This is a genomic window from Hymenobacter translucens, assembly GCF_020685205.1.
GTDB classification, from domain to species: Bacteria; Bacteroidota; Bacteroidia; order Cytophagales; family Hymenobacteraceae; genus Hymenobacter; species Hymenobacter translucens.
Map to the genome: position 1 here is coordinate 288,401 of NZ_JAJERB010000002.1, position 20,847 is coordinate 309,247.

The 20,847-nt window shown below is 60.1% G+C and carries 20 protein-coding genes and 3 tRNA genes; 15 read left to right on the plus strand and 8 right to left on the minus strand.

What is annotated here, in order from left to right; all coding sequences use genetic code 11:
* Positions 1–82 precede the first annotated feature (82 nt).
* Positions 83–1,222, plus strand: coding sequence for an acyl-CoA dehydrogenase (locus tag LJY25_RS04950; RefSeq protein WP_227607134.1), 1,140 nt, complete (start codon positions 83–85; stop codon positions 1,220–1,222).
* A gap of 160 nt (positions 1,223–1,382) precedes the next feature.
* Entirely contained in the window at positions 1,383–2,306 is a 924-nt protein-coding gene (locus tag LJY25_RS04955; RefSeq protein ID WP_227607135.1) for a helix-turn-helix domain-containing protein, read from the plus strand.
* An 86-nt stretch (positions 2,307–2,392) separates the two neighbouring features.
* Here LJY25_RS04955 and LJY25_RS04960 read toward each other — a convergent pair whose 3' ends face one another.
* Genes LJY25_RS04960 through LJY25_RS04970 form a run of 3 tightly spaced genes read right to left on the minus strand, consistent with a single transcriptional unit; the run spans position 2,393 to position 4,297 of the window.
* Positions 2,393–3,163 (minus strand): geranylgeranylglyceryl/heptaprenylglyceryl phosphate synthase, encoded by a 771-nt coding sequence (locus tag LJY25_RS04960; protein WP_227607136.1) that lies wholly within the window; start codon positions 3,161–3,163, stop codon positions 2,393–2,395.
* Positions 3,141–3,911: a hypothetical protein gene (locus LJY25_RS04965; RefSeq protein ID WP_227607137.1), complete on the minus strand. Its 771-nt coding sequence runs from the start codon at positions 3,909–3,911 to the stop codon at positions 3,141–3,143. Before LJY25_RS04965 ends, LJY25_RS04960 begins: the two co-directional genes overlap by 23 nt.
* Positions 3,912–3,919: 8 nt before the next feature.
* Positions 3,920–4,297 carry a phage holin family protein gene (locus LJY25_RS04970; protein ID WP_227607138.1) on the minus strand — a complete coding sequence of 126 codons (378 nt, stop codon included), beginning with the start codon at positions 4,295–4,297 and terminating at the stop codon, positions 3,920–3,922.
* Positions 4,298–4,447: 150 nt separating this feature from the next.
* Here LJY25_RS04970 and LJY25_RS04975 point away from each other — a divergent pair, with 150 nt between their 5' ends.
* Positions 4,448–5,590 (plus strand): J domain-containing protein, encoded by a 1,143-nt coding sequence (locus tag LJY25_RS04975; protein WP_227607139.1) that lies wholly within the window; start codon positions 4,448–4,450, stop codon positions 5,588–5,590.
* Between the two features lie 66 nt (positions 5,591–5,656).
* Here LJY25_RS04975 and LJY25_RS04980 read toward each other — a convergent pair.
* A tRNA-Phe gene (locus LJY25_RS04980) sits at positions 5,657–5,729 on the minus strand.
* A gap of 167 nt (positions 5,730–5,896) precedes the next feature.
* Between LJY25_RS04980 and LJY25_RS04985 the strand changes: the two genes are divergently transcribed.
* The 5 genes from LJY25_RS04985 to LJY25_RS05005 all read left to right on the plus strand — a co-directional run bounded on the left by LJY25_RS04985 (position 5,897) and on the right by LJY25_RS05005 (position 11,934).
* Positions 5,897–7,291 carry a 4Fe-4S dicluster domain-containing protein gene (locus tag LJY25_RS04985; RefSeq protein WP_227607140.1) on the plus strand — a complete coding sequence of 465 codons (1,395 nt, stop codon included), beginning with the start codon at positions 5,897–5,899 and terminating at the stop codon, positions 7,289–7,291.
* Positions 7,292–7,409: 118 nt separating this feature from the next.
* Complete coding sequence (locus LJY25_RS04990) at positions 7,410–8,270, plus strand: (Fe-S)-binding protein (protein WP_227607620.1); 861 nt, start codon at positions 7,410–7,412, stop codon at positions 8,268–8,270.
* A 145-nt stretch (positions 8,271–8,415) separates the two neighbouring features.
* Positions 8,416–8,901: a hypothetical protein gene (locus LJY25_RS04995; RefSeq protein ID WP_227607141.1), complete on the plus strand. Its 486-nt coding sequence runs from the start codon at positions 8,416–8,418 to the stop codon at positions 8,899–8,901.
* A gap of 190 nt (positions 8,902–9,091) precedes the next feature.
* Entirely contained in the window at positions 9,092–10,939 is a 1,848-nt protein-coding gene (locus tag LJY25_RS05000; RefSeq protein ID WP_227607142.1) for an OmpA family protein, read from the plus strand.
* Between the two features lie 194 nt (positions 10,940–11,133).
* Positions 11,134–11,934 (plus strand): DUF4476 domain-containing protein, encoded by an 801-nt coding sequence (locus tag LJY25_RS05005; RefSeq protein ID WP_227607143.1) that lies wholly within the window; start codon positions 11,134–11,136, stop codon positions 11,932–11,934.
* A 70-nt stretch (positions 11,935–12,004) separates the two neighbouring features.
* On the opposite strand, the gene LJY25_RS05010 is transcribed toward LJY25_RS05005, so the two are convergent.
* On the minus strand, positions 12,005–12,481 hold the full coding sequence (locus LJY25_RS05010) for a DUF4293 domain-containing protein (protein WP_227607144.1): 477 nt from the start codon (positions 12,479–12,481) through the stop codon (positions 12,005–12,007).
* A gap of 91 nt (positions 12,482–12,572) precedes the next feature.
* Here LJY25_RS05010 and LJY25_RS05015 point away from each other — a divergent pair, with 91 nt between their 5' ends.
* From LJY25_RS05015 to LJY25_RS05035, 5 genes are all read left to right on the plus strand, one after another.
* Positions 12,573–13,775 carry a thiolase family protein gene (locus tag LJY25_RS05015; RefSeq protein ID WP_227607145.1) on the plus strand — a complete coding sequence of 401 codons (1,203 nt, stop codon included), beginning with the start codon at positions 12,573–12,575 and terminating at the stop codon, positions 13,773–13,775.
* A 15-nt stretch (positions 13,776–13,790) separates the two neighbouring features.
* Positions 13,791–14,336, plus strand: coding sequence for a GNAT family N-acetyltransferase (locus tag LJY25_RS05020; protein WP_227607146.1), 546 nt, complete (start codon positions 13,791–13,793; stop codon positions 14,334–14,336).
* 51 nt (positions 14,337–14,387) lie between these two features.
* Positions 14,388–15,182 carry a tRNA pseudouridine(38-40) synthase TruA gene (truA, locus tag LJY25_RS05025; protein ID WP_227607147.1) on the plus strand — a complete coding sequence of 265 codons (795 nt, stop codon included), beginning with the start codon at positions 14,388–14,390 and terminating at the stop codon, positions 15,180–15,182.
* A gap of 197 nt (positions 15,183–15,379) precedes the next feature.
* On the plus strand, positions 15,380–17,098 hold the full coding sequence (locus LJY25_RS05030; protein WP_227607621.1) for an ABC transporter ATP-binding protein: 1,719 nt from the start codon (positions 15,380–15,382) through the stop codon (positions 17,096–17,098).
* A 13-nt stretch (positions 17,099–17,111) separates the two neighbouring features.
* Positions 17,112–17,636: a GyrI-like domain-containing protein gene (locus LJY25_RS05035; RefSeq protein WP_227607148.1), complete on the plus strand. Its 525-nt coding sequence runs from the start codon at positions 17,112–17,114 to the stop codon at positions 17,634–17,636.
* A 56-nt stretch (positions 17,637–17,692) separates the two neighbouring features.
* Here the strand turns inward: LJY25_RS05035 and LJY25_RS05040 are convergent, their stop codons facing one another.
* The 3 genes from LJY25_RS05040 to LJY25_RS05050 form a co-directional block, all read right to left on the minus strand.
* Entirely contained in the window at positions 17,693–18,421 is a 729-nt protein-coding gene (locus LJY25_RS05040; RefSeq protein ID WP_227607149.1) for a hypothetical protein, read from the minus strand.
* A 183-nt stretch (positions 18,422–18,604) separates the two neighbouring features.
* A tRNA-Pro gene (locus tag LJY25_RS05045) sits at positions 18,605–18,678 on the minus strand.
* Positions 18,679–18,777: 99 nt separating this feature from the next.
* Positions 18,778–18,851: transfer RNA gene (locus LJY25_RS05050), tRNA-Pro, on the minus strand.
* 203 nt (positions 18,852–19,054) lie between these two features.
* Here LJY25_RS05050 and LJY25_RS05055 point away from each other — a divergent pair.
* The gene (locus LJY25_RS05055) at positions 19,055–19,555 is read left to right on the plus strand and encodes a T9SS type A sorting domain-containing protein (protein ID WP_227607150.1); all 501 of its coding nucleotides are present in this window, start codon (positions 19,055–19,057) and stop codon (positions 19,553–19,555) included.
* A gap of 103 nt (positions 19,556–19,658) precedes the next feature.
* A complete protein-coding gene (locus LJY25_RS05060) occupies positions 19,659–20,798 on the plus strand; it encodes an NAD(P)/FAD-dependent oxidoreductase (RefSeq protein ID WP_227607151.1) in 1,140 nt (379 codons plus the stop codon).
* The last annotated feature ends 49 nt before the right edge of the window (positions 20,799–20,847 follow it).

Sequence of the window (20,847 nt, forward strand, 5' to 3'; positions counted from 1 at the left end):
TGGCCGTTCTGGCTAATTTTGACCCAAATTCCCCCGCTGCCCCGCAGCGTCCCAACTTTCCCACCTACTTTTTCTCTTACGAATGGATTTCCAGTTCACTGAAGAACAACTTGCCGTGCAGGCAGCAGCCCGCGACTTTGCCCAAAGTGAGCTTTGGGCCGGCGTTATTGAGCGCGACGAGCACCAGAAATTTCCCGCTGAGCAGGTCAAGAAGATGGGCGAGCTGGGCTTCCTGGGCATGATGGTGAGTCCCGAGTACGGGGGCGGCGGAATGGACACCGTTTCCTACGTGCTGGCCATGGAGGAAATCTCCAAGGTTGATGCCTCCTGCTCGGTTATCATGTCGGTAAACAACTCCCTGGTGTGCTGGGGCCTGGAAAAGTACGGCAACGAGGAACAGAAGCAGAAGTACCTGACCAAGCTTACCACCGGTGAGATGATCGGGGCCTTTGCCCTGTCCGAGCCCGAAGCTGGCTCGGATGCTACCTCACAGAGCACCACCGCCGAAGACAAAGGCGACCATTACCTGCTCAACGGCACCAAAAACTGGATCACCAACGGCTCCTCGGCCTCGGTATACCTGGTTATTGCCCAGACCAACCCAGAGCTCAAGCACCGCGGCATCAACGTGCTGATCGTGGAGAAGGATATGCCCGGCTTCGTAGTCGGCCCAAAGGAAAACAAGCTGGGTATCCGTGGCTCCGACACGCACTCGCTGATGTTCACCGACGTGAAGGTGCCCAAGGAAAACCGCATCGGTGAGGACGGCTTCGGCTTTAAGTTCGCCATGCAGGTGCTGGCCGGCGGCCGCATCGGTATTGCCGCCCAGGCCCTGGGTATTGCTTCCGGTGCTTTTGAGCTCGCACTGAAATATTCCAAGGAGCGTAAGGCCTTCGGAGTCGAGATTGCCAAGCACCAGGCCATTCAGTTCAAGCTGGCCGATATGGCTACTAACATCGATGCTGCCCGTCTTCTGTGCCTGCAGGCTGCACAGGACAAAGACGCCCACCGCGATTATGCTAAATCCGGGGCCATGGCCAAGCTGTTTGCGTCCAAAGTGGCTATGGACACGGCTGTGGAAGCAGTGCAGGTACACGGCGGATATGGCTTTGTGAAGGAGTTTCACGTGGAGCGCATGATGCGCGACGCCAAGATTACCCAGATCTACGAGGGGACATCGGAGATTCAGAAAATTGTAATCTCACGAGAATTGCTCAAGTAATTTAGCTGAATTGCCTAAAAGTCAGAAACATTGCACAAAACCCAGTCATTTTTCGGCTGGGTTTTCGTTTTTGTAAATTTTTATATCTTCTTTTGCATTGTCTAACCCCAGACAAGCGTTACGAAGGGAATTACCCGACCACCCAAACCAAAGCATCAATATGGAAGATTACAATAAAGTGATAGAGTCACTGGGAATGCGCTATATAAAGGCCAAAAACCTGGTGCTCCAGCAGCCTTTTACGGTTCGCAACTACTATGATGTCGGCAACAACCTGATCCTGCTGCATAAGGGCCGGATTGCATTTGGCGACGAAGACCAGCAGGTGGAAGAAGGCGAAATGCTGTTCATTCCCGGCGGCCGGGCCACCCGCGTTACCTATGGCGACGGGACCGGCAAGACCATCACCAACGACGACCTGATCAGCAATAAGGATAAGTTCTTCCACTCCAATGCCGACCTGGACCTGATTGGCGACGCCGAGGAAAGCCACAGCTTTGTCAGCTTCGAGGCCAAGGTGTTTGACTCGGTCAACTTTTTTGCGTCCCTCGACGTGCCGGCCTTCCTGATTACCGGCAACTCCAAGCTGGCAAACCTGGTGATTAAGGTGGTCGAGGAAAGCCTGCAGGACCTGCCGGGCCGGGAGCGGCTCATCATGATCTACACCGAGAACATCGTGGTGGAAATCGTGCGCTACATCCTCAAGAACAAGATGTTCGTGGAGCAGCTGGCGACCAACAGCACTTACTTCAAGGACCCCCGCCTCATCGACCTGTTCAACTACATCAAGGAGAACATCGGCGGCGACCTGTCGAACAAGGTTCTCTCGGGCGTGGCCAACGTGAGCGAGGACTACGTAGGTCAGTACTTTAAGATGCTGACCGGCATCAATCCGCAGGACTACATCGAGTACCAGCGCATGGAGCGCGCCGTGTTCCTGCTGCGCACGACCAAGAAGAGCATCCGCGACATCGGCAAGGAGGTGGGCTATAAGGACACGGCCTATTTCTGCCGCCGCTTCAAGATGATGTTCGGCATTCCCGCCGGCAAGATGCGGCGCCGCGAGTCGGCCATGAACATCTAATTTGCAGCCGCATTGAAACAAGCAAAGGCGCTCCAATCAGGGCGCCTTTGCTTATTTCTGGCTGTTATCAAAACGCCGGCCGGAGCTTAAACAGTCACGTTGAGCACGGCATTGAAGGAGCGCACGACCTTGGACATTTCTGCCAGGAATGCCGGTGCCTTCTCGATCTGGTTGCCTACCACAATGACGTCGGCGCCGGCCGTCAGGGCCGCCTGGGCCTTCTCGGTGGTATTGATGCCTCCACCCACGATAATGGGAATGTCAACCGCTTGCCGCACTGCTTTGATCATGGCTGCTGATACCGGGTACATGGCGCCGCTGCCACCATCCAGGTACATCAGGCGCAGGCCGAGCTGCTCGCCAGCCATAGCCGTGCAGGCCGCAATACCGGGCTTGTCGTGGGGCAGGGGAGTGGTGCCGCTCATATAGCTGGCCGTGGTTTGCCGCCCAGTGTCTACCAGCATGTAGCCGGTAGGCAGGATCTGCAGGTTGCTGGCCCGCAGCAGGGGCGCGGAAATCACGTGCTGGCCGATCAGAAAATCAGGGTTGCGGCCCGAGATCAAAGACAAGAGCAGAATTCCATCGGCCTGGGGGTCGAGGTGGAGGCTGTGACTCGGAAAAAGCAACACCGGTACCTCGCTCCGGCTTTTGATAAAACGAATGAGCGACGCCTGGCGAGTATTCATCACCAGGCTGCCGCCCATAAAGAAATAGTCAACCGGATGCGCCCGACTGAGTTCCAGCACCTGTTCGCAGCTCGCCTCGTCCAGATGGTCGGGGTCGAGCAGCACGGCCAGAGATTTCTGACCGTGCGCACGGCGTTTAGCTAGAACTTCATAGAGGCTTGTGAGGCGCATCCGCGTCGTCGTGGTGGTAAGTAAAGTCGATGTCCCGGGTCTCCGGCTCGGTTGCGTACACCGGGGACGTTGCAAGGTCGGGATTTTTGTCCACAGGTAAATATTCGCTTATTTTTTTAGCCACAAAGGCCATCAAAACCGCCGAAACCTGGGCGATAAGCATTTTCCCCGTGTCAGACTGCAGAAACGCCTGAAACGCCGTGGCGGCCAAGGAAGGCTCGTTCGGGTCGCGCTGCCGGCTGCCGGCATAAGCTGCTACCGGATAGGAGCCTCGATCATAGGAAGAAGACGCGTGGCCCTGCTCACCAAGGTGCGGAAAAGGATCCATATCCGAATCGGTGTGGTACACGTCCGGGGCCAGATGCGCGCGGCGGTGGCTTGCAGCGGACTGGCGACCATGATCGGCCGCGGCGTGGTGGCCCGAGCCGAAGCCCAGGTCGTCGGTCGTGGCTTCATCTACTTCGGTGTGGCGGGGCATTCCCGACCGGGAGCGGCGGGTGCGCTGCTCGCGCAGAACGGCCCGGAAGCCATCCTCATCATCTTTGTGTTTGGACTTACCGCCAAACGCTTTCGAAATCAGCCAGACGCCGCCCACCAGGCCGGCCCCGATCAGGGCATACTTGCCTACGGTCTGGGTTTGATGCTTGATATTGTCGACATCGCCCAGCAGGGCACGTTCGTATTCGAGCTTCTGGCGCTCCAGGAATTCCTTTTCGTCCTCAAACAGGGGATTTTGCAGGTCGGCCATAAGTCAGGTTATGCTTGACGTTTGTCAGATTTATAAATCGTGTTGTTGAGCAGCTTGTCGGCAATGCCCTGGAAAAGCTTTTTATCGACCCCGATCAGGAAAATAATCAGCAGGACCAGGTAAAACCCGGCCACAATGCCGAATCCCCAGAAATGGCTGTCGAGAGCATCGTTGAGGGCCAGGCCGGCAAAAATGCTGAGGAAGATCAGGAACAGGAGCCCAATCAGTCCCATGGCGGCACCGTGCACGGTACCTACAAAGGCAGTTTTAACTTTCTCCTGCGCTTCGAGGCGCACAAGGTCGATGCGGGTGTCGAGGTAACCCATCAGGTTGCCCATCAGGCTGTCGTTGCGGGGCGTTTTGGAGGCGTCGTCGTCGGTAACCATACGGCGGAGGATTGGAAAAGAGAAAAACGGTGTTGTACAACCAGGTCCGAAAGCAGTGCGTTGCAGTTGAAATTCGGGGTAGCCACTTCATACGGAAAAGGTGGCGGCGTGTCTGATATTTAAATTACTTTTACTCTATACTGCCACGTTTTGAGTCAGAACCACTACCAAGTGCTGGGCGTCCCGGCTACCGCCAGTGTCCGGGAAATAAAGCTGGCTTACAAGCGGTTAGCGGTGCAATATCATCCTGATAAGCACGGCGGCAACACGCGTTTCGAAGAGCAGTTCAAGGCAGTCAGCATTGCGTACCGGGTGCTGGGCGACAGCGCCCGCCGGGCCGCCTACGACCACCAGCTCCAGCTGGCCGTGCGCCGCCAGGAGGAAGCCCGGCGCCAGCAGCAGTACCGGCCCCAGGCCCAGCACGTGTACGGGGTGCCCATGCCCCCGGCTCAGCCCGTGCGCACCCGGCGGCCCGCCTCGTCAGCCGAGCGGCACTACAAGCCCATGGCCCGGCGGCGCATCCGCTTCACCCGGCGCGACTACCTGCTCATGGCCGGCTTTATTTTGTCGCTGCTGCTGTTCGTAGCCGCGGTAAAAACGACGATGGACCATGTATCGGCGGGAAACAACTACGAAAGAGGGGTGCAGGCGTATGCCGGGCGGCGCTACAGCGCTGCCCATGCTTTTTTCACGGAAGCGCTTCGCTACAAGCCGGCACACACTGCTGCCCGCCGGCGCCGGGCCGAAATCGAGCAGCTGTTCGATAAAAACCTGCCCGCGGCGTATGCCGACTACCAAGCTGTGCTGCAGGAAACCAAGGACCGGGGGCAGGCGGCGTGGCTGCTGTACCGGATGGGGCAGTGCCAGGCCGAGGCCCGGCCCGATTCGGCCGAGCGCACGTTTACCCGGGCGCTGGCATTGGACTCTACGCTAAGCGGCGCCTGGCTGGCCCGGGGCGAGCTGCGCCTGCTTACGCTCCAGCAGCTCGAGCCTGCCGCGGCTGACCTGGCTGCCGGACTACGGCTGCGGGCAACTGCCAACCAGCCTGTTCCGATGCGCTATCTGATGTACCGGGGGCTGGCCTACTATAAGCTGCGCAACTTCGCCGCGGCCCGGCAGGACTACCAGCAGGTGCTGGCCGCCAGCCCGGGCAGCGGGCTGATTCACTTTTTGCTGGGGCGGCTGGCCCAGCAGGAAGGAGATGCTGCCGGGGCGTGCGGGCTTTTTGAGCGGGCGGTTCAGCTTGGCTACTACTACGCTGACCAAGCCCGAAACGAGAGCTGCCGGCAGTAGAAGCGGCCCTTTAGCGTATCGCTGAAAGCAAAAAAGCCCTTCTGCGGGTTGCAGAAGGGCTTTTCGTGGTAATGGTTGGAATCGAACCAACGACACCAGCATTTTCAGTGCTGTGCTCTACCAACTGAGCTACATTACCAGCTCTTGGTATCCCCGGCGGCCTTTCAACCGTTGGGGAGCACAAAAGTAGTAAAGCGAAACGGACCTGCAAGAAATTTGGTAAAAAATCTTTCCCAGGAAAAATCCGTAATTTGTTATGCATACCGAGTATATTTCGGCCCCAACCCCAAACCTACCCTCTTTCCCGTGACCATCCAAAACATCATTTTCCTGCTGGTAGCGCTGGCCGGCATCGGCCTGTTCGTCTGGCAGGTGCGGAAAATCAGAGCCAATATCCTCGTCGGCCGCGACCGGGATATGTCGGGCAACGTTGCCGAACGGCTGCAAAAAACCCTGCTGGTGGCCTTCGGGCAGCAGAAGATGTTTAAGCGCATCACCCCGGCGCTGCTCCACTTGGTGGTGTACGTGGGCTTCCTGGTCATTAACGTGGAGGTCATCGAAATCATGATTGACGGCATCTTCGGGACGCACCGGGTGCTGCAGTTTATGGGTCCGCTCTACAGTCTGCTGACCGGTACGAACGAGATTCTGGGAGCCCTGGTGCTGCTGGCCGTAGCCGCGCTGTGGTGGCGGCGCAACGTAAAAAAGGTGCGGCGCTTCTCGGGGCCCGAGATGCGCGCCTGGCCCAGCCTCGATGCCGACATGATTCTCTACATCGAGACGGTGCTGATGCTGGCCCTGTTTACCATGAACACGGCGGATCTGAAACTGCACCAACTGCGCAACGAGGTGCTGCCCGGGGCTTATCCGATCAGCTCCCTGCTGGTTGGGTTGTTTCCGGCCGATGTAACCGCGTTGCACATCCTGGAGCGGGTCGGCTGGTGGCTGCACATCGTGGGCATCCTGGCGTTCCTGAACTACCTGCCCTCTTCCAAGCACTTCCACATCATTCTGGCGTTCCCCAACGTGTACTACTCCCGGCTGGTGCCGCAGGGACAGTTCTCCAACGTGGACAGCATCACCCACGAGGTGAAGGCTATGATGGACCCGAGCTACCAGGTGCCGGCCCCGGCCGTTGGCCCCGACGGCTCGGCGCTGGCGCCCACGCCGTTTGGCGCCAAAGACGTTAACGACCTGGCCTGGACCAACCTGCTGAACGCCTACTCCTGCACCGAGTGCGGGCGCTGCACCTCGGTGTGCCCGGCCAACCTGACCGGTAAGCTGCTGTCCCCGCGGAAGATCATCATGGACACCCGCGACCGGGCCGACGAGAAGTACAACTCCCCCTTGATCTTCAGCCCTAACCTGTACGGGCAGGAAGCCAAGCACGAAACCCAGGAGCAGCTCGACCGGGAAAACCACACCCTGCTGCGCGGCTACGTCACGCCGGAGGAGCTGTGGGCCTGCACCACCTGCAATGCCTGCGTCGAAGCCTGCCCGGTTAACATCAACCCTCTGGAAAGCATTATTGAGATGCGGCGCTTCCTGGTGCTGGAAGAGTCGGCTGCGCCGAATTCGCTTAACGTGATGTTCTCCAACATCGAAAACAACGGTGCTCCCTGGGCTTTTTCACCCTCGGACCGCTTCAACTGGGCCGACGATCTGTACGTGGCCACCAAGGAGACAGGAGTTAGCAGCTAGGAGCCAGAATGCTCCTTTTCCCTCCTGAACTTCTTCATTCCGTCTCCTACCTCCTGACTTCTAGCTCCTCAAAAATATGGCTGAGCAACTTGCCAAGCGCCCGATTACCGTTCCTCTCATGGCTAACCTGGCGGCCGCCGGGGAAGAACCCGAAATTCTGTTCTGGGTAGGCTGCGCCGGGGCTTTCGACGACCGGTACAAGCGCGTGACCCGGGCCTTCGTGCAGATTCTGGAGCACGTGGGCGTGAAGTACGCTGTGCTGGGTATGGAGGAAACCTGCACCGGCGACCCGGCCAAGCGTGCCGGCAACGAATTCCTGTTCCAGATGCAGGCCATGCAGAACATTACCACCTTCGAGGGCTACGGCATCAAGAAGATTGTGACAGCCTGCCCGCACTGCTTCAATACGATTAAGAACGAGTATCCCGCGCTGGGGGGCAACTACGAAGTTATTCACCACAGCACCTTCCTGCAGCAGCTCATCAACGAGGGCCGGGTCGGCGTCTCGGGAGGCGGCGAGTTCAAGGGGCAGCGCATCACCTTCCACGATTCCTGCTACCTGGGCCGGGCCAACAATATCTACGAAGCCCCCCGCGACGTACTGGCCGCCCTGGACGCCGACCTCGTGGAAATGAAGCGCAGCAAAGCCAACGGCCTGTGTTGCGGCGCCGGTGGCGCCCAGATGTGGAAAGAGCCCGAGCCCGGCAAGAAAGACATCAACGTGGAGCGCACCGAAGAGGCATTGGCGGCTCTGGATGGCAACGCCGCGGCCCTGGCCAACCTGAACGGAGTGGAAAGCGGCAACGCCGGCGCTACCCCGGCCCCGCGCGATGCCCAGCAGCGCAGCATCATTGCTGTGAGCTGCCCGTTCTGCATGACTATGATGAGCGACGGCGTCAAGAACAAGGAGCGGGAAAGCAACGTGCAGGTGTTTGACCTGGCCGAGCTGATTGCCACTGCCGAAGGACTCAGCGCCTAAGCTGCGCCTGAATAGCTGTTCCGGGCTGGCCCCGGTCAGGAAGCTGCACCTATCGGAACTTTCCGGCGGGTGCAGCTTTTTTTATGGAAATTGCCCCGGCCAAGCCGTACCCTGACGCCGGCCCCTGCTACTTTCTGCTTCGCATATGTTTGTTTCTTTTGCCGCCCTGCCCGGCACCGCCCGAATCTGGATTTATCAGGCCAGCCGTCCGCTGACAGCGGCCGAGCTGGCGGCCGTGGAGCCGGCCCTGACCCGCTTCGCCAACGAGTGGACCAGTCACGGCCGTTCACTGCTGGCTTCCGCTGCCTTTCTGCACCAGCAGTTTCTGATTATCGGCCTCGATGAGGTAGTTGCCGATGCCAGCGGGTGCTCCATCGACACTTCGGTGCGCTTCGTCAAGGCCCTGGAGCAGCAGCTAGGCGTGACGCTGCTTGAGAAATCGATGCTGGCTTTTTTGCACGAAGGCCAGGTGCAGCTGCTCGACCGGCGGGAGGTGCGCACGGCCATCGCCGAAGGGCGGATCAGGCCGGAAACCCTATATTTTGATACAACAGTAGCGCAAGCAGGGCAGCTGCAGGCCGCCTGGCCTGCTCCGGCAGCTTCGACGTGGCTGAGCCGATATTTCCGGTAAAAAGGAAATATTTCAGGCTGCCTCAGAAATCAAAGGTAAACTCTGTATTATTGCTAGACCCAAATTAGTAAAAACGAGTCCCTTCATCGTCTTTAATCCACCCCCCCTTCCACCTATGAGGAATCTTATGTTTGTATGCGCCGCGGCAGGCTCGGTTGCTTTATTAAGCGGCTGTGCAGCTTCGGGCAGCATGAGCAAAGCTGATAAGCGCTTCGCTCGTGGCGAATACGAAACAGCTATCGAGCTGTATAAGGCTGATGTAGCCAAAGGCAAGAACACGGCCCAGTCCAACTACCGCGTAGCCGAGGCCTACCGGCTTTCCAACCGGATCGAGCAGGCGGAGGGCTACTACAAGGCTGCGCTGGACGGTGGGGTGAAGAATGCGGATGCGGGCTTCTACTACGGCCTGGCCCTCAAAGCCAACGGCAAGTTCGATGAAGCGGCTACCCAGCTGGAAACCTATACGCAGTCGGGCGGCAACCGCACCCTGGCTGCCCGCGCTGAGATGGAAGCGCGCAACGCCCGTGCCGCCACCCAGGTAATGGCTATGCGCAGCAACAACGAGGTAACGGCGCTTGACCAGGTCAACACGCCCGCTGCCGAGTTCAGCTCCACCATCATGCCCGACACCAAAGAGCTGGTGTTTGCTTCCGGCCGGGAAGGCAAGAAGTACGCCGGCAACGGCGAAGGCCTGAACGACCTCTTTGCCGTGAAGTTCGACGACATGGCGAAGATGACCGGTGGTACCGTACGCAAGCTCGACCCCATCTTCAACAGCGAAGACAAGCACGAAGCCAGCGCCACCTACTCGCCCGATGGCAAGATGATGGTGTTTGCCCGTTCCAACAACGGCTCGAAAAAGGGCTACCTCAGCGTAGACCTCTGGGCTTCCTACTTCAAGGCAGGTGCCTGGACCGAGCCGGCGCTGATCAACGTAAACGACCGCACGGCCGACGACTTTTCGCCGGTGTTCTCGCTCGACGGGCAGACGCTGTACTTCGCCTCCGGCCGTAAGGGCGGACAGGGCGGCAACGACCTGTACAAGGCTACGCTCGGTGCCAACGGCCGCTTCTCGCCCGCCGAAAACCTCGGCAGCGACGTGAACACCGCCGGCAACGAGAACTTCCCCGCCGTGGCTCCCGACGGCACGCTGTACTTCTCCTCCGACGGGCACCCTGGCCTGGGCAAGCTCGACATCTTCGCGGTGGAAAAAGGCAAGGTGAAAAACCTCGGTACGCCTATCAACAGCAACGGCGACGACTTCGCGCCTTACTTTACGGCCAAGGATGCCGGCGTATTCTCCTCGAACCGCAGCGGCGGCAAGGGCAGCGACGACCTGTACATGTTCCGTCGCAAGCCGCTCAAGCTTGTCACGTTCTTCGCCGACGGTACGGTAGTGGAGCGCAATGAGAAGACCGGCGAAACCCTGCCCCTGGCCAACGAAACGGTTAGCATCCAGGGCAGCAAAGGCCAGAAGATGGACGTGACGACAGATGCCGAAGGTAAGTTCAGCATCAAGCTCGACTCGGCTTCCAACTACACCCTGCTGGCTGACCGCGACGGTTACTTCACAGCCCGGACCACGCTGAGCACAGTGGGCAAAACCCCGGCCCAGGATCAGTTGGCCAATGAGATGAACGACATCCGCATGCCGGTGAAGCTCTCCCTGACCAAGATCGTGAAGAACAAGGCCATCGTAATGGAAAACATCTTCTACGACTACAACAAGTGGGACATCCGCCCGGATGCCGCAGTTGAGCTCGACAAGCTGGTAGAGACCCTGAACGACAACCCCAAGATCACCATTGAGCTGAGCTCCCACACCGACTCCCGCGGTAAGGATGCCTACAACATGACGCTGTCGCAGAAACGCGCGCAGTCGGCTGTTGACTACATCGTATCGAAGGGTGTTGACAAGGCACGCATCACGGCCAAGGGCTACGGCGAAACCAAACCCGTAATCAAGACTGCCAAGACGGAAGATCAGTACCAGAAAAACCGTCGCACGGAATTCAAGGTTACCAAGATTGCCGAGTAGTCGGTATACCTGCTAGTGAAAAAGCCCCCTGCGCCCCCGGATGCAGGGGGCTTTTTCGTGCCTCTCAGCCAGGAGCTGAGCACACTGTTGCGGCTCGTTTAGTCAGCCCGGTTCATGCCAAAAAATGGCACAATCATTGGCTTTAGCGGAGTTAAAGGTGGAATTACCGCCTTCGGCTATTTCTGCTAAGCGCCATGAACAAGGCTTTACTTTTCTGCTGTACGCTGCTGCTGCTGGCTTTCCAGCTGGCTGCCGCGCCCGCCAACGCCAACTTCGCCTCCGAGCGGGGCATTCCCTTTCAGCTTTTCTTTGACGGCCAGCCCCTGACCCGGGGTGTGGCCCGGCAGGTGCACCTCGACCGGCTTGCGCCCGGCTTTCACTGGGCCGAGTTTCGCGTGCCGGGCGCCTATGGCCGGCCCCTCAGCTTTCGTACCCGCATCTTTCTGGATCCGGGTCTGGAATCAAGCTTTGTGCTGCTGTTGCGGCCGGGTTACCCACCAGCGCTGCAGAAGGTATCGGCCGTACCGATCCGCTATGGTCGGGGTAATGGCTACGGCCCCGGGTATGGACGCGGGTACCAGAATGGTATGGATCGCGGCTACGGAGCCTATGAGCCTGCGCCTAACGGCGGATACCTTGATAATGGCAGCTACAATGGCAGCGCCAATGATGCGTACGGCAACGCATACCCAAACGCAGAGAGCTATCGGGTGATGGCGCCTCAGGACGTGGATGCCCTGCTGCGCACCATCAACAACACACCCTTTGACGATACCCGCCTAAGCATTGCCCGGCAAGCCCTTAGCCAGACGGCTATCCGGACCGACGACCTGCGCCGCCTACTGACCAGCTTCAGCTTTGAGAACAAGCGGGTAGAGCTGGCGAAGTATGCCTATCAGCACGTAGCCGACCAGCAGAACTTCTACCGGATTTACGACGTGTTCAGCTTTCAGTCCAGCATCCAGGAGATACAGCGCGCGACGGGAGCCAATTAGCACGCAGGTCATCTTAAAAAATAAGGGCGCCGGCTGATTGCCGGCGCCCTTATTTTGCCTGTACTATAGCTTAGCGAAGGCGGTCCATGGAGCGTACCAGCTGCTCGTCGCGGCGGATAAAGCGGTTCGCCAGCACGTTCAGCAGCAAGGCCAGCGTGGGCAGGTAAAAGCCTGCCTCAAACTCGCCGGGTACCTTGATGTTGAGCATAGGCTCAGCCAGGTTCGAGTAGTAAAAGCTCGACCCCAGCGTGGCCACAATCAGGAACAGGTTGACGAGGCCCAGCTTGAGCTGCAGAAAGCGGTTCCGAAACTGGAATATCTCATACAGTGCCACCAGCGACGAGGCAATAGCCAGGGCCCCGATGGGCCAAGTGAGCTGCACCTGCTGCCCGGCCGCGGTGCCGGTGCCGCGCAGCAACTGGAAGGCGGTAAGGTGCAGGTGCTCCCCGGTGAGCGGGTCGAGCTTGGACCAGATGGGCAGGAAAGCCACGCTGATCATGGCCAGGGCGAGCAAAAGCAGAAACACGCTTTGAATTCTTTGTATCATCTTTGTGGTTTAGCAGGTTGAAGTACCGCCATTGGGCGGTAGGGCCGCAAAAGTAGCCAACAACAACCGGAATAACCGCATTCACAACTCAATGTCAACTGCCTATATCGTAGACGCCGTGCGCACCCCCATTGCCAAGTTTGGCGGGTCCCTGAGCAGCGTCCGTCCCGACGACATGGCCGCGCACGTCCTGCGCGAGCTGATGCGCCGCAACCCCACCGTCGATAAAGAAGCCATCGAGGACGTCATCATCGGGGCTGCCAACCAGGCCGGCGAAGACAACCGCAACGTGGCCCGGATGGCGGCGCTGCTGGCTGGTCTGCCCGTATCGGTGCCCGGCAACACCGTAAACCGCCTCTGCGCCTCGGGGCTGCAGAGCATCATGGACGCCGCCCGCGCCGTGCGTAGTGGGGAAGGCGACGTTTATCTTGCCGGGGGTGCCGAAAGCATGACCCGCGCCCCGTTCGTGATGTCGAAGTCCGAAACGGCGTTTGCCCGCGACTTTACCGCTCACGACACCACGCTGGGCTGGCGTTTCGTGAACCCGCGGCTGGCGAAGATGCACCACCCGTACTCGATGGGCGAAACAGCCGAGAACGTGGCCCGCAAGTACGGCATCACCCGCCTGGAGCAGGACGAATTTGCCTTTCATTCGCAGCGCAAGTACCAGAAGGCGTTCGAGAAAGGACGGTTTCGCCGCGAGATTGTGCCGGTATTTGTGCCTCAGCCGAAAGGCGATACGGCCCTGTTTGATACCGATGAGCACCCCCGCCTTTCGAGCGTGGAGAAGCTGGGCACCCTGCGCCCGGCCTTCCTCATGCCCGACGGCACGGTTACGGCCGGTAATTCCGCCGGCATCAACGATGGGGCCGCGGCCGTGCTGGTCGTAAGCGAGGAAGCCCTAAAGCGCTACAACCTGAAGCCAATGGCCCGGATTGTGGCCTCGGCGGTGGCGGGCGTGGACCCGGCTTTGATGGGCCTGGGTCCGATTCCGGCCACTCAGAAAGTGCTGCAGCGGGCTGGCCTGACCATGCAGGACATGGACCTGGTTGAGCTCAACGAAGCCTTTGCCGCGCAGGCCATTGCCTGTATGCGCGACCTGGAGGTGGACCCTGATAAGCTGAACGTGAACGGCGGCTCCATTGCCCTGGGCCACCCGCTGGGCGCCAGCGGCTCGCGCCTCACGGCTACGATGCTGCACGAGATGCAGCGCCGCGACAATGCCCGCTATGGCCTTGTCACGATGTGCGTGGGTGTAGGGCAAGGTGCCGCTACCATCTACGAAAAGCTTTAAGCCCGAACCGCAGCCGTGTTCCAGAACCTGCTTCGTCCTACGCTGGATCTGGCAGTGGCCGGGGCGCGGCTGCGGCCCTGGCAGCCCGCCGATACCCCGGTGTTGGCGCATCATGCCAACGACGCCGGCATTGCTGAAAACCTGCGTGACGTTTTCCCGCACCCTTACAGTCCGGCCGACGCGGAGTGGTACATCGGGTTTGTGTCGGAGCCGGATTCACCGGACCTGCACCTGGCCATTGAAGTCGACGGGGAAGCCTGCGGCAGCATCAGCGTGCTGTTTCAGGCCGACGTGTACCGCCGGAGCGCCGAAATCGGCTATTGGCTGGGCCGGCAGCAGTGGGGGCGGGGCATTGCGACGGCAGCGGTGCAGGCGCTGTGCAGCTACGCCTTTGCTCATTTCGACTTGGTTCGGATTTATGCCGGCGTTTTTGCCTCGAACCCGGCCTCGAAGGCGGTGCTGACCAAAGCCGGCTTCGAGCTGGAAGGCCGGCTGCGCAACAGCGTTACCAAAGGCGGACGCACCATGGACTCCCTGCTTTACGCCCGGCTGAAAGGATAAGCTTCCTTATTCGCTTCAGCTACCTCCATTTTTTCATCTAAACTACCTGCAGTGCGTTACTTTCTACACCTGGCGTATGACGGCACCCGGTTTCACGGCTGGCAGATTCAGCCCGCCGTGCTGACCGTACAGCAGGAGCTGAACCGCTGCCTTACCCAGGTGCTGCGCCAGCCGGTATACACACTCGGCAGTGGCCGCACCGACACGGGCGTGCACGCGAGCCACCAGGTCGCCCACTTCGACGCCACGCTGCCTGAGCACCTCGACCACCACACGCTGCTGTACCGGCTGAACCGGGCTTTGCCGCCGGACATTGCCGCTTTCGTGCTGCACGAAGTGCACGCCAAGGCCAATGCCCGCTTCGACGCCGAGGCGCGCACCTACGAATACCACGTGAGCCTGCTGCCCGACCCGTTTGGCGTTAATCACGTTATCTACCTGGACCGGGCCCCGGATGTAGCGGCCATGAACGAAGCCGCGGCGACGCTGCTGGGCTCCCGGGACTTTACCAGCTTTTCCAAGGTAAAGGGCGCCGAGCAGCACTATGTATGCGTGGTGTACGAGGCGGGCTGGCGGACCGTGCCGGGTGGGCTGGTGTTCCGTATCCGGGCAAACCGTTTCGTGCGGGGCATGGTGCGGCTCGTGGTGGGTACGCTGCTTTCCGTGGGGCGCGGTAAGCTAACAGTAGCTCAGTTTCAGGACATTCTGGCCTCGCAAAGCCGGATTGCGGCCAGCGGCGCTGCCCCGGCTCAGGGCTTGTTTCTGTGCCGGGTGGAGTACCCCGCGGAACTGGTGCCTGCCCACCTGCTCCCGGCCGGAATGCCGTATTTTGCGGCGGCTGTCTGAAGCGCAGTTCCGGCCGTCCGTAACCTTGCAGGGGTGAGCGGGGTTACCTGATTCCAGTTCCTGACCTTTGCTGTGGTATGCTCAGCAGGTTGGCTGACGCCCGAATTGCCTAAATTTCTATTGTGGAGCAAGCTACTACCGCCCCCAAAGCCGCCAATACCGGGAATATCTTCGACTGGCAGGTGCTCAGCCGCCTGATGGCGTATGTGCGGCCCTACCGGCGGGTATTTTACTTCCTCATCTTCCTGACCCTGGCCACGGCCGTATTGGGTACGCTACGCCCTTTCCTGATTCAGCGCATGGTCGACGTGAGCATCGAGCAGGGCGACTGGATGGGGCTCAACAAGATGTTTGCCCTGCTGCTGGTGCTGCTGGTGGCCCACGCCCTGGTCAGCTACCTGCAGACCTACTTTGGGGGCTGGCTGGGCCAGTACATTGTGCGCGACATCCGCGTGGACCTGTACCGGCACATTCTGAATCTACGGCTGAAGTTCTTCGACAACACGCCCATCGGGGTGCTGGTAACCCGCAACATCTCCGACGTAGAAACCCTGTCCGACGTGTTCAGCGAGGGACTGGCGGCCATGATTGGCGACATTCTGCAGCTGGTGTTCATCGTCACGTTCATGTTCTGGATTGACTGGCGCCTGACGCTGGTGAGTCTGGCCGTAGTGCCACCTCTGCTTATCAGCACCTACGTGTTCAAGGAAAAGGTGAAAGCCTCGTTTCAGCAGGTGCGCACGGCAGTAGCTAACCTCAACTCGTTTGTGCAGGAGCACCTGACCGGTATGAACGTGGTGCAGATCTTCAATAACGAGGAACGGGAGTTCCGCAAGTTTGAGGCTATCAACCAAGAGCACACCCGGGCCAACATCCGCTCGGTGCTGTACTATTCAGTGTACTTCCCGGTAGCCGAAGTGCTGGCGGCCATCGGCGTGGGGCTGCTGGTGTGGTACGCCGCCCAGGGTCAGATTGAGGGCACCATCTCAAAAGGCGCCCTGATTGCCTTTATCATGTACAACGCGTTGTTTTTTCGGCCCATCCGCCAGATTGCCGACCGGTTCAATACCCTGCAGCTGGGCCTGGTCAGCACCGAGCGCCTGCTCAAGCTGCTCGACAGCAAGGAGCTGATTGCCGACAACGGCACCTACGCCCCGGCCGAGGTGCGGGGCGAAGTAGAGTTCGACCGTGTCTGGTTTGCCTACAACGACGAGGAGTACGTGCTGCGCGACATCAGCTTTGCCGTGCAGCCCGGGCAGACCATTGCCTTCGTAGGCGCTACCGGAGCCGGCAAAACCTCGATTATCAACCTGCTCAGCCGCTTCTACGAAATCAACAAGGGCACTATCCGCGTCGATGGGCACGATCTGCGCGAGTACGACCTCAAGGAGCTGCGCCGCCACATTGGGGTGGTGCTGCAGGACGTGTTTCTGTTTGCCGGCTCTATTGCCGACAACATCACCCTGGGCAGCAAGGACATCACCGAGGAGCAAATCTGGGAGGCCGCCGAGCTGGTGGGCGCCCGGCGCTTTATCGAGCGGCTGCCCGGCGGCCTGCACTACCAGGTGATGGAGCGGGGCGCTACGCTGTCGGTCGGGCAGCGCCAGCTGATTTCCTTTGTGCGGGCCATGGTCTACCAGCCCCGTATCATCATTCTGGATGAGGCCACCTCCTCGGTCGACTCCGAAACCGAGGAGCTGATTCAGCAGGCCATTGAAAAGCTGATGCAGGGTCGCACCTCTCTCGTCATTGCGCACCGCCTGAGCACCATCCAGAAAGCCGACCGCATCCTGGTGCTCGACCGGGGCGAAATTAAGGAAAGCGGCACCCATGACGAGTTGCTGCGCCACGGCGGCCTGTATCAGAACTTGTACCAGATGCAGTACAAGGACGCCCTGAAACCCGCCACCGAATAGCTTCGCCTGCCTTATGAACCGTTGGATCCTGTTATTTGTCCTTCTGCTCGCCATTGGCGGCACGGCCGGCTACGCCTACCTCGGGGGCTTTCAGGCCCCGCAGGTGCAGGTGCTGCGCACGCCCCGGCCCGACATCCTGGCCGGCTACGCCTACCAGGGCTCGGCCCAGAGCGACGAGTTCGGGCAGCTGTTTCGCCGGGCCAAGGAGCTGCAGGACAGCGGCAAGCTCCGCGGCGACTTGGCCAACATCTACTACAACAACCCTGAGCGGGCTGAGGACACCGTGCACGCCTTTGTCGGCCTGGCCGTAGCCGATACGCTGGCGCCCCTGCCCGCGGGCTGCCAGTACCGCATCCTGCCCGCCGGCCGGCGCGTGGTGCAGGTGAGCCTGAAGAAGGTAAGCTACCTGCTGGCGCCCAACAAGCTCTACCCGGCCGCCAAGAAAGCCGTGGAGCAGCAGAAGCTGAAAGCCCGCAACGTGTACTTCGAGCGGTTCACGACCGGTGACGACTCGGAGCTGCGGGTTGATGTAGAATAGCAAAAGGCCCTGCACATGAGCAGGGCCTTTCTTGTAAAGCATCGGGCTGGGTAGGCTTATTTGCGGCCCAGGTAAAAGGCGGCGCCCAGCTGCAGGCTGCTCAGGCCCAGGCCGGCGTCGAAGGTGCTAAGCGTGGACTTGCGCGGGTTGGGCTCCGGGGTAGAGGGAGCAATGTAGTTGGTTTCCTGATTCAGGCGCTGGTAGCCCAGCCCGCACAGGGATACTTCCAGACCAAACTTGTCGGAGGGAAAAAACGCGAAGCCCGGGCTAAGCACCCCGTAAAAGCCCGAGCCGGTTGTAAGCTGATTGGTGCCGCCGAATACACCCGGAGGAGAGGTGATTTCGGAGCGGGACGAGCGGTAGCCCCCGCCCAGCTGGCCGAAAAACGCGGCTTTATCCCCTACAAACTTGTAGTAGCGCGCCATCGGGCCCACGCTGAAGCTGCGGCTTACCTGTTCGCTCTCACCAATCAATCTTACGGATGGATTCGGACTGCCCGGCAAGCTCACCGCGTAGAAGTTCTGAATAGTGGTGCCCCGGGAGTAGCCCAGGTTGATTCCTACGGCCAGGTTGTCGGCGAGAAAGTAAGCGGCCGTCGGACTTGCGCTGAACCGATTCTCTTTGGAGAGCAACTCGTTGGTATTGGTAAAGCCCAACGAGCCTTCCGTCTTCTGGGAGGAATAGCCGAGGCTGCCGCCCAGCAGGATGGTGCCCGCCCCGATCTGGGCCTGAGCTGGCAGGTAGGCACCCGCGAGTAATACGGCAGCAGTGATAATCTTTTTCATAAAGGGGAAAGAGGAAAAGAATAGAGAGGGCGCAAGGTAGCCCGGCGGGCGCAGGGCCCGGGCTTTACTGAGCCCCGGAACAACGCGCGGGTGGCAGAGAATAGTGGACTGCCGGCCAATAAAAAAAGCCAAAGCCCGCTGAACAGGCGTTCAGCGGGCTTTGGCTTATGACAAATGCCGGTGTCGGGGTGGCAGGATTCGAACCTACGGCCTCTACGTTCCGAACGTAGCGCGCTACCGGGCTGCGCTACACCCCGAGTTTTTGTGCTTCGTGGGCACAAAGGCATTCTTGTGTTTCTGCCCAAAAAAGCCCCCGGACCGAAATCCGGAGGCTTTTCGAACAGCAAACTGTTCTGTCGGAGTGGCAGGATTCGAACCTACGACCTCCAGCACCCCATGCTGGCGCGATACCAGGCTACGCTACACCCCGATGGAATCGAGCCACAAAGATAGACGAAAGCTTTCCACCTTCGCAACTCCGGCGCTCATAAATTTCTGTTGTCGTCGCCTTTTCGCTGATTATCAGTTGTTGAGAAAGAGAAAAGATTTTACGGCTTCTGCTTACACCTCATATCTTTCTATCTTTACCTGAATACTGAACTGTGCCCCACTACGTTTGTTGCCGTGAAAGCTATGAAACTACTCGTCTTACTGCCGGCCCTGCTCGGGGCGGCCCTCCTTACCGCTCCTGCCCAGGCGCAGGCACCAAAAAAGCCGGCGGCAGCGCCGGCAGCCGCAAAAAAGCCGGTTCCCAAGCCTGCCGTCGCTAAGCCCGCCGCTACGGTAAAGCCCGCTGCTCCCGCCGCCCCCGCAGCGGCGGCAACTCCTGCTGCTCCGGTCCCGGTAGCCCTTATCACTGAGAAAATGACGCCGCCGGCTCCTTCTACGGATGCCCTGAAGGTGAGTGTGGACACCAACCCCGTTACCAACCGTCTCACGGTGCGCACCGATGCCCCGGGCCCCACCCGGGTCGAGGTCAACGATGCTTCGGGTAACCCCGTGCTGACCCGCGACACAATGAAAGGCAACAAGCCCGTGGTGCTTGACGTGAGCCGCGTGCCGGCCGGCACGTACCTGGTTCGCTGCACCTCCGGGGAGCGGATCGGCGTCCGGCGGGTCGTGCTGGGCCGCTAGTCTCCGGCTTATTCGCCACTAAAAAGCCCTCTTTCCGGTCGGAAATAGGGCTTTTCTCTGCTGCATGCTTCCGGAAGCTGGGCGGTAATGCGTAGTTTTCGGCATGGGTGACGCCGTTTTTTCCTACTGGGAGCACCAGACCTTTCTGCGCGAGGCCGACGTGGTGGTCGTGGGAGGAGGCATTGTGGGGCTGTCGGCGGCCATCTTCACACGGCAGCTTCGGCCCCAGGCCCGGGTAGTAGTGCTGGAGCGCGCCGTGCTCCCTACCGGGGCCAGCACCAAGAATGCCGGCTTTGCCTGCTTCGGGAGCATCTCGGAGCTGATGGAACAGGAGCGGAAGGGGGGCGCTGCGGGCCTGCAGCAGGTGGTACAGGCCCGGTGGCAGGGGCTGGCATTGCTGCGGGAGCTGGTCGGCGACGAGGCACTGCACTACCAGCCCGTGGGCGGCTACGAGCTGTTTCAGCACGCGGAGCGGGAACTGGCCGAGGAGTGCCGGGCGAAAGTCCCGTACTACAACGAGCTGCTGGCCGATGTAATAGGCACGACCGGCATCTTCGCGGATGCTACCAGCCGGCGGGCCGAGTTCAACTTCGGCAACGTGCAAACCATCCTGGAAAACCGCGCCGAAGGCTGCCTCGACACCGGCCGCATGATGCTGGCCCTGCTGCGGCTGGCCTGGCAGGAAGGCGTCATCGTGCTGCCCGGCTGCCCCGTCATGGCCCTGGAGAGTCAGCCTGGTGGGGTCGGTCTGACTACGGCGCTTGGTTCGCTGACGGCAGACAAAGTGCTGCTGGCCACCAATGCCTTCAGCGCCCACTTCTTTCCGGAGCTGGACGTGCAGCCCGGCCGCGGGCAGGTGCTCGTCACCGAGCCGATTCCCGGTCTGCATCTGCCCGGCACGTTTCACTACGACAAAGGCTACTACTACTTCCGGCAGGTCGGTGACCGGCTGCTGCTCGGCGGGGGGCGTCACCTCGACTTCGCCGCCGAAGCCACCACGGCCCCCGGCCTGACCTCGCTCGTGCAGCAAACCCTGGAGCAGCTTATCACTGACGTTATCCTGCCCGGTAAGCGTCCCCGCATCGACTACCGCTGGAGCGGCGTCATGGCCTTTGGGCGGGAACTGGAGCCCATTATCCGGCCCCTCGCACCGGGCATCTTCGGGGCCATGCGCTGCAACGGCATGGGCGTGGCAATGGGCGCCCTGAGCGGACGTAAAGCCGCAGAGTTAATTAGCAATTGATGCTTCAGGCACTACTGCGTCTGTCGAACCGATTATTCATTACTAATTA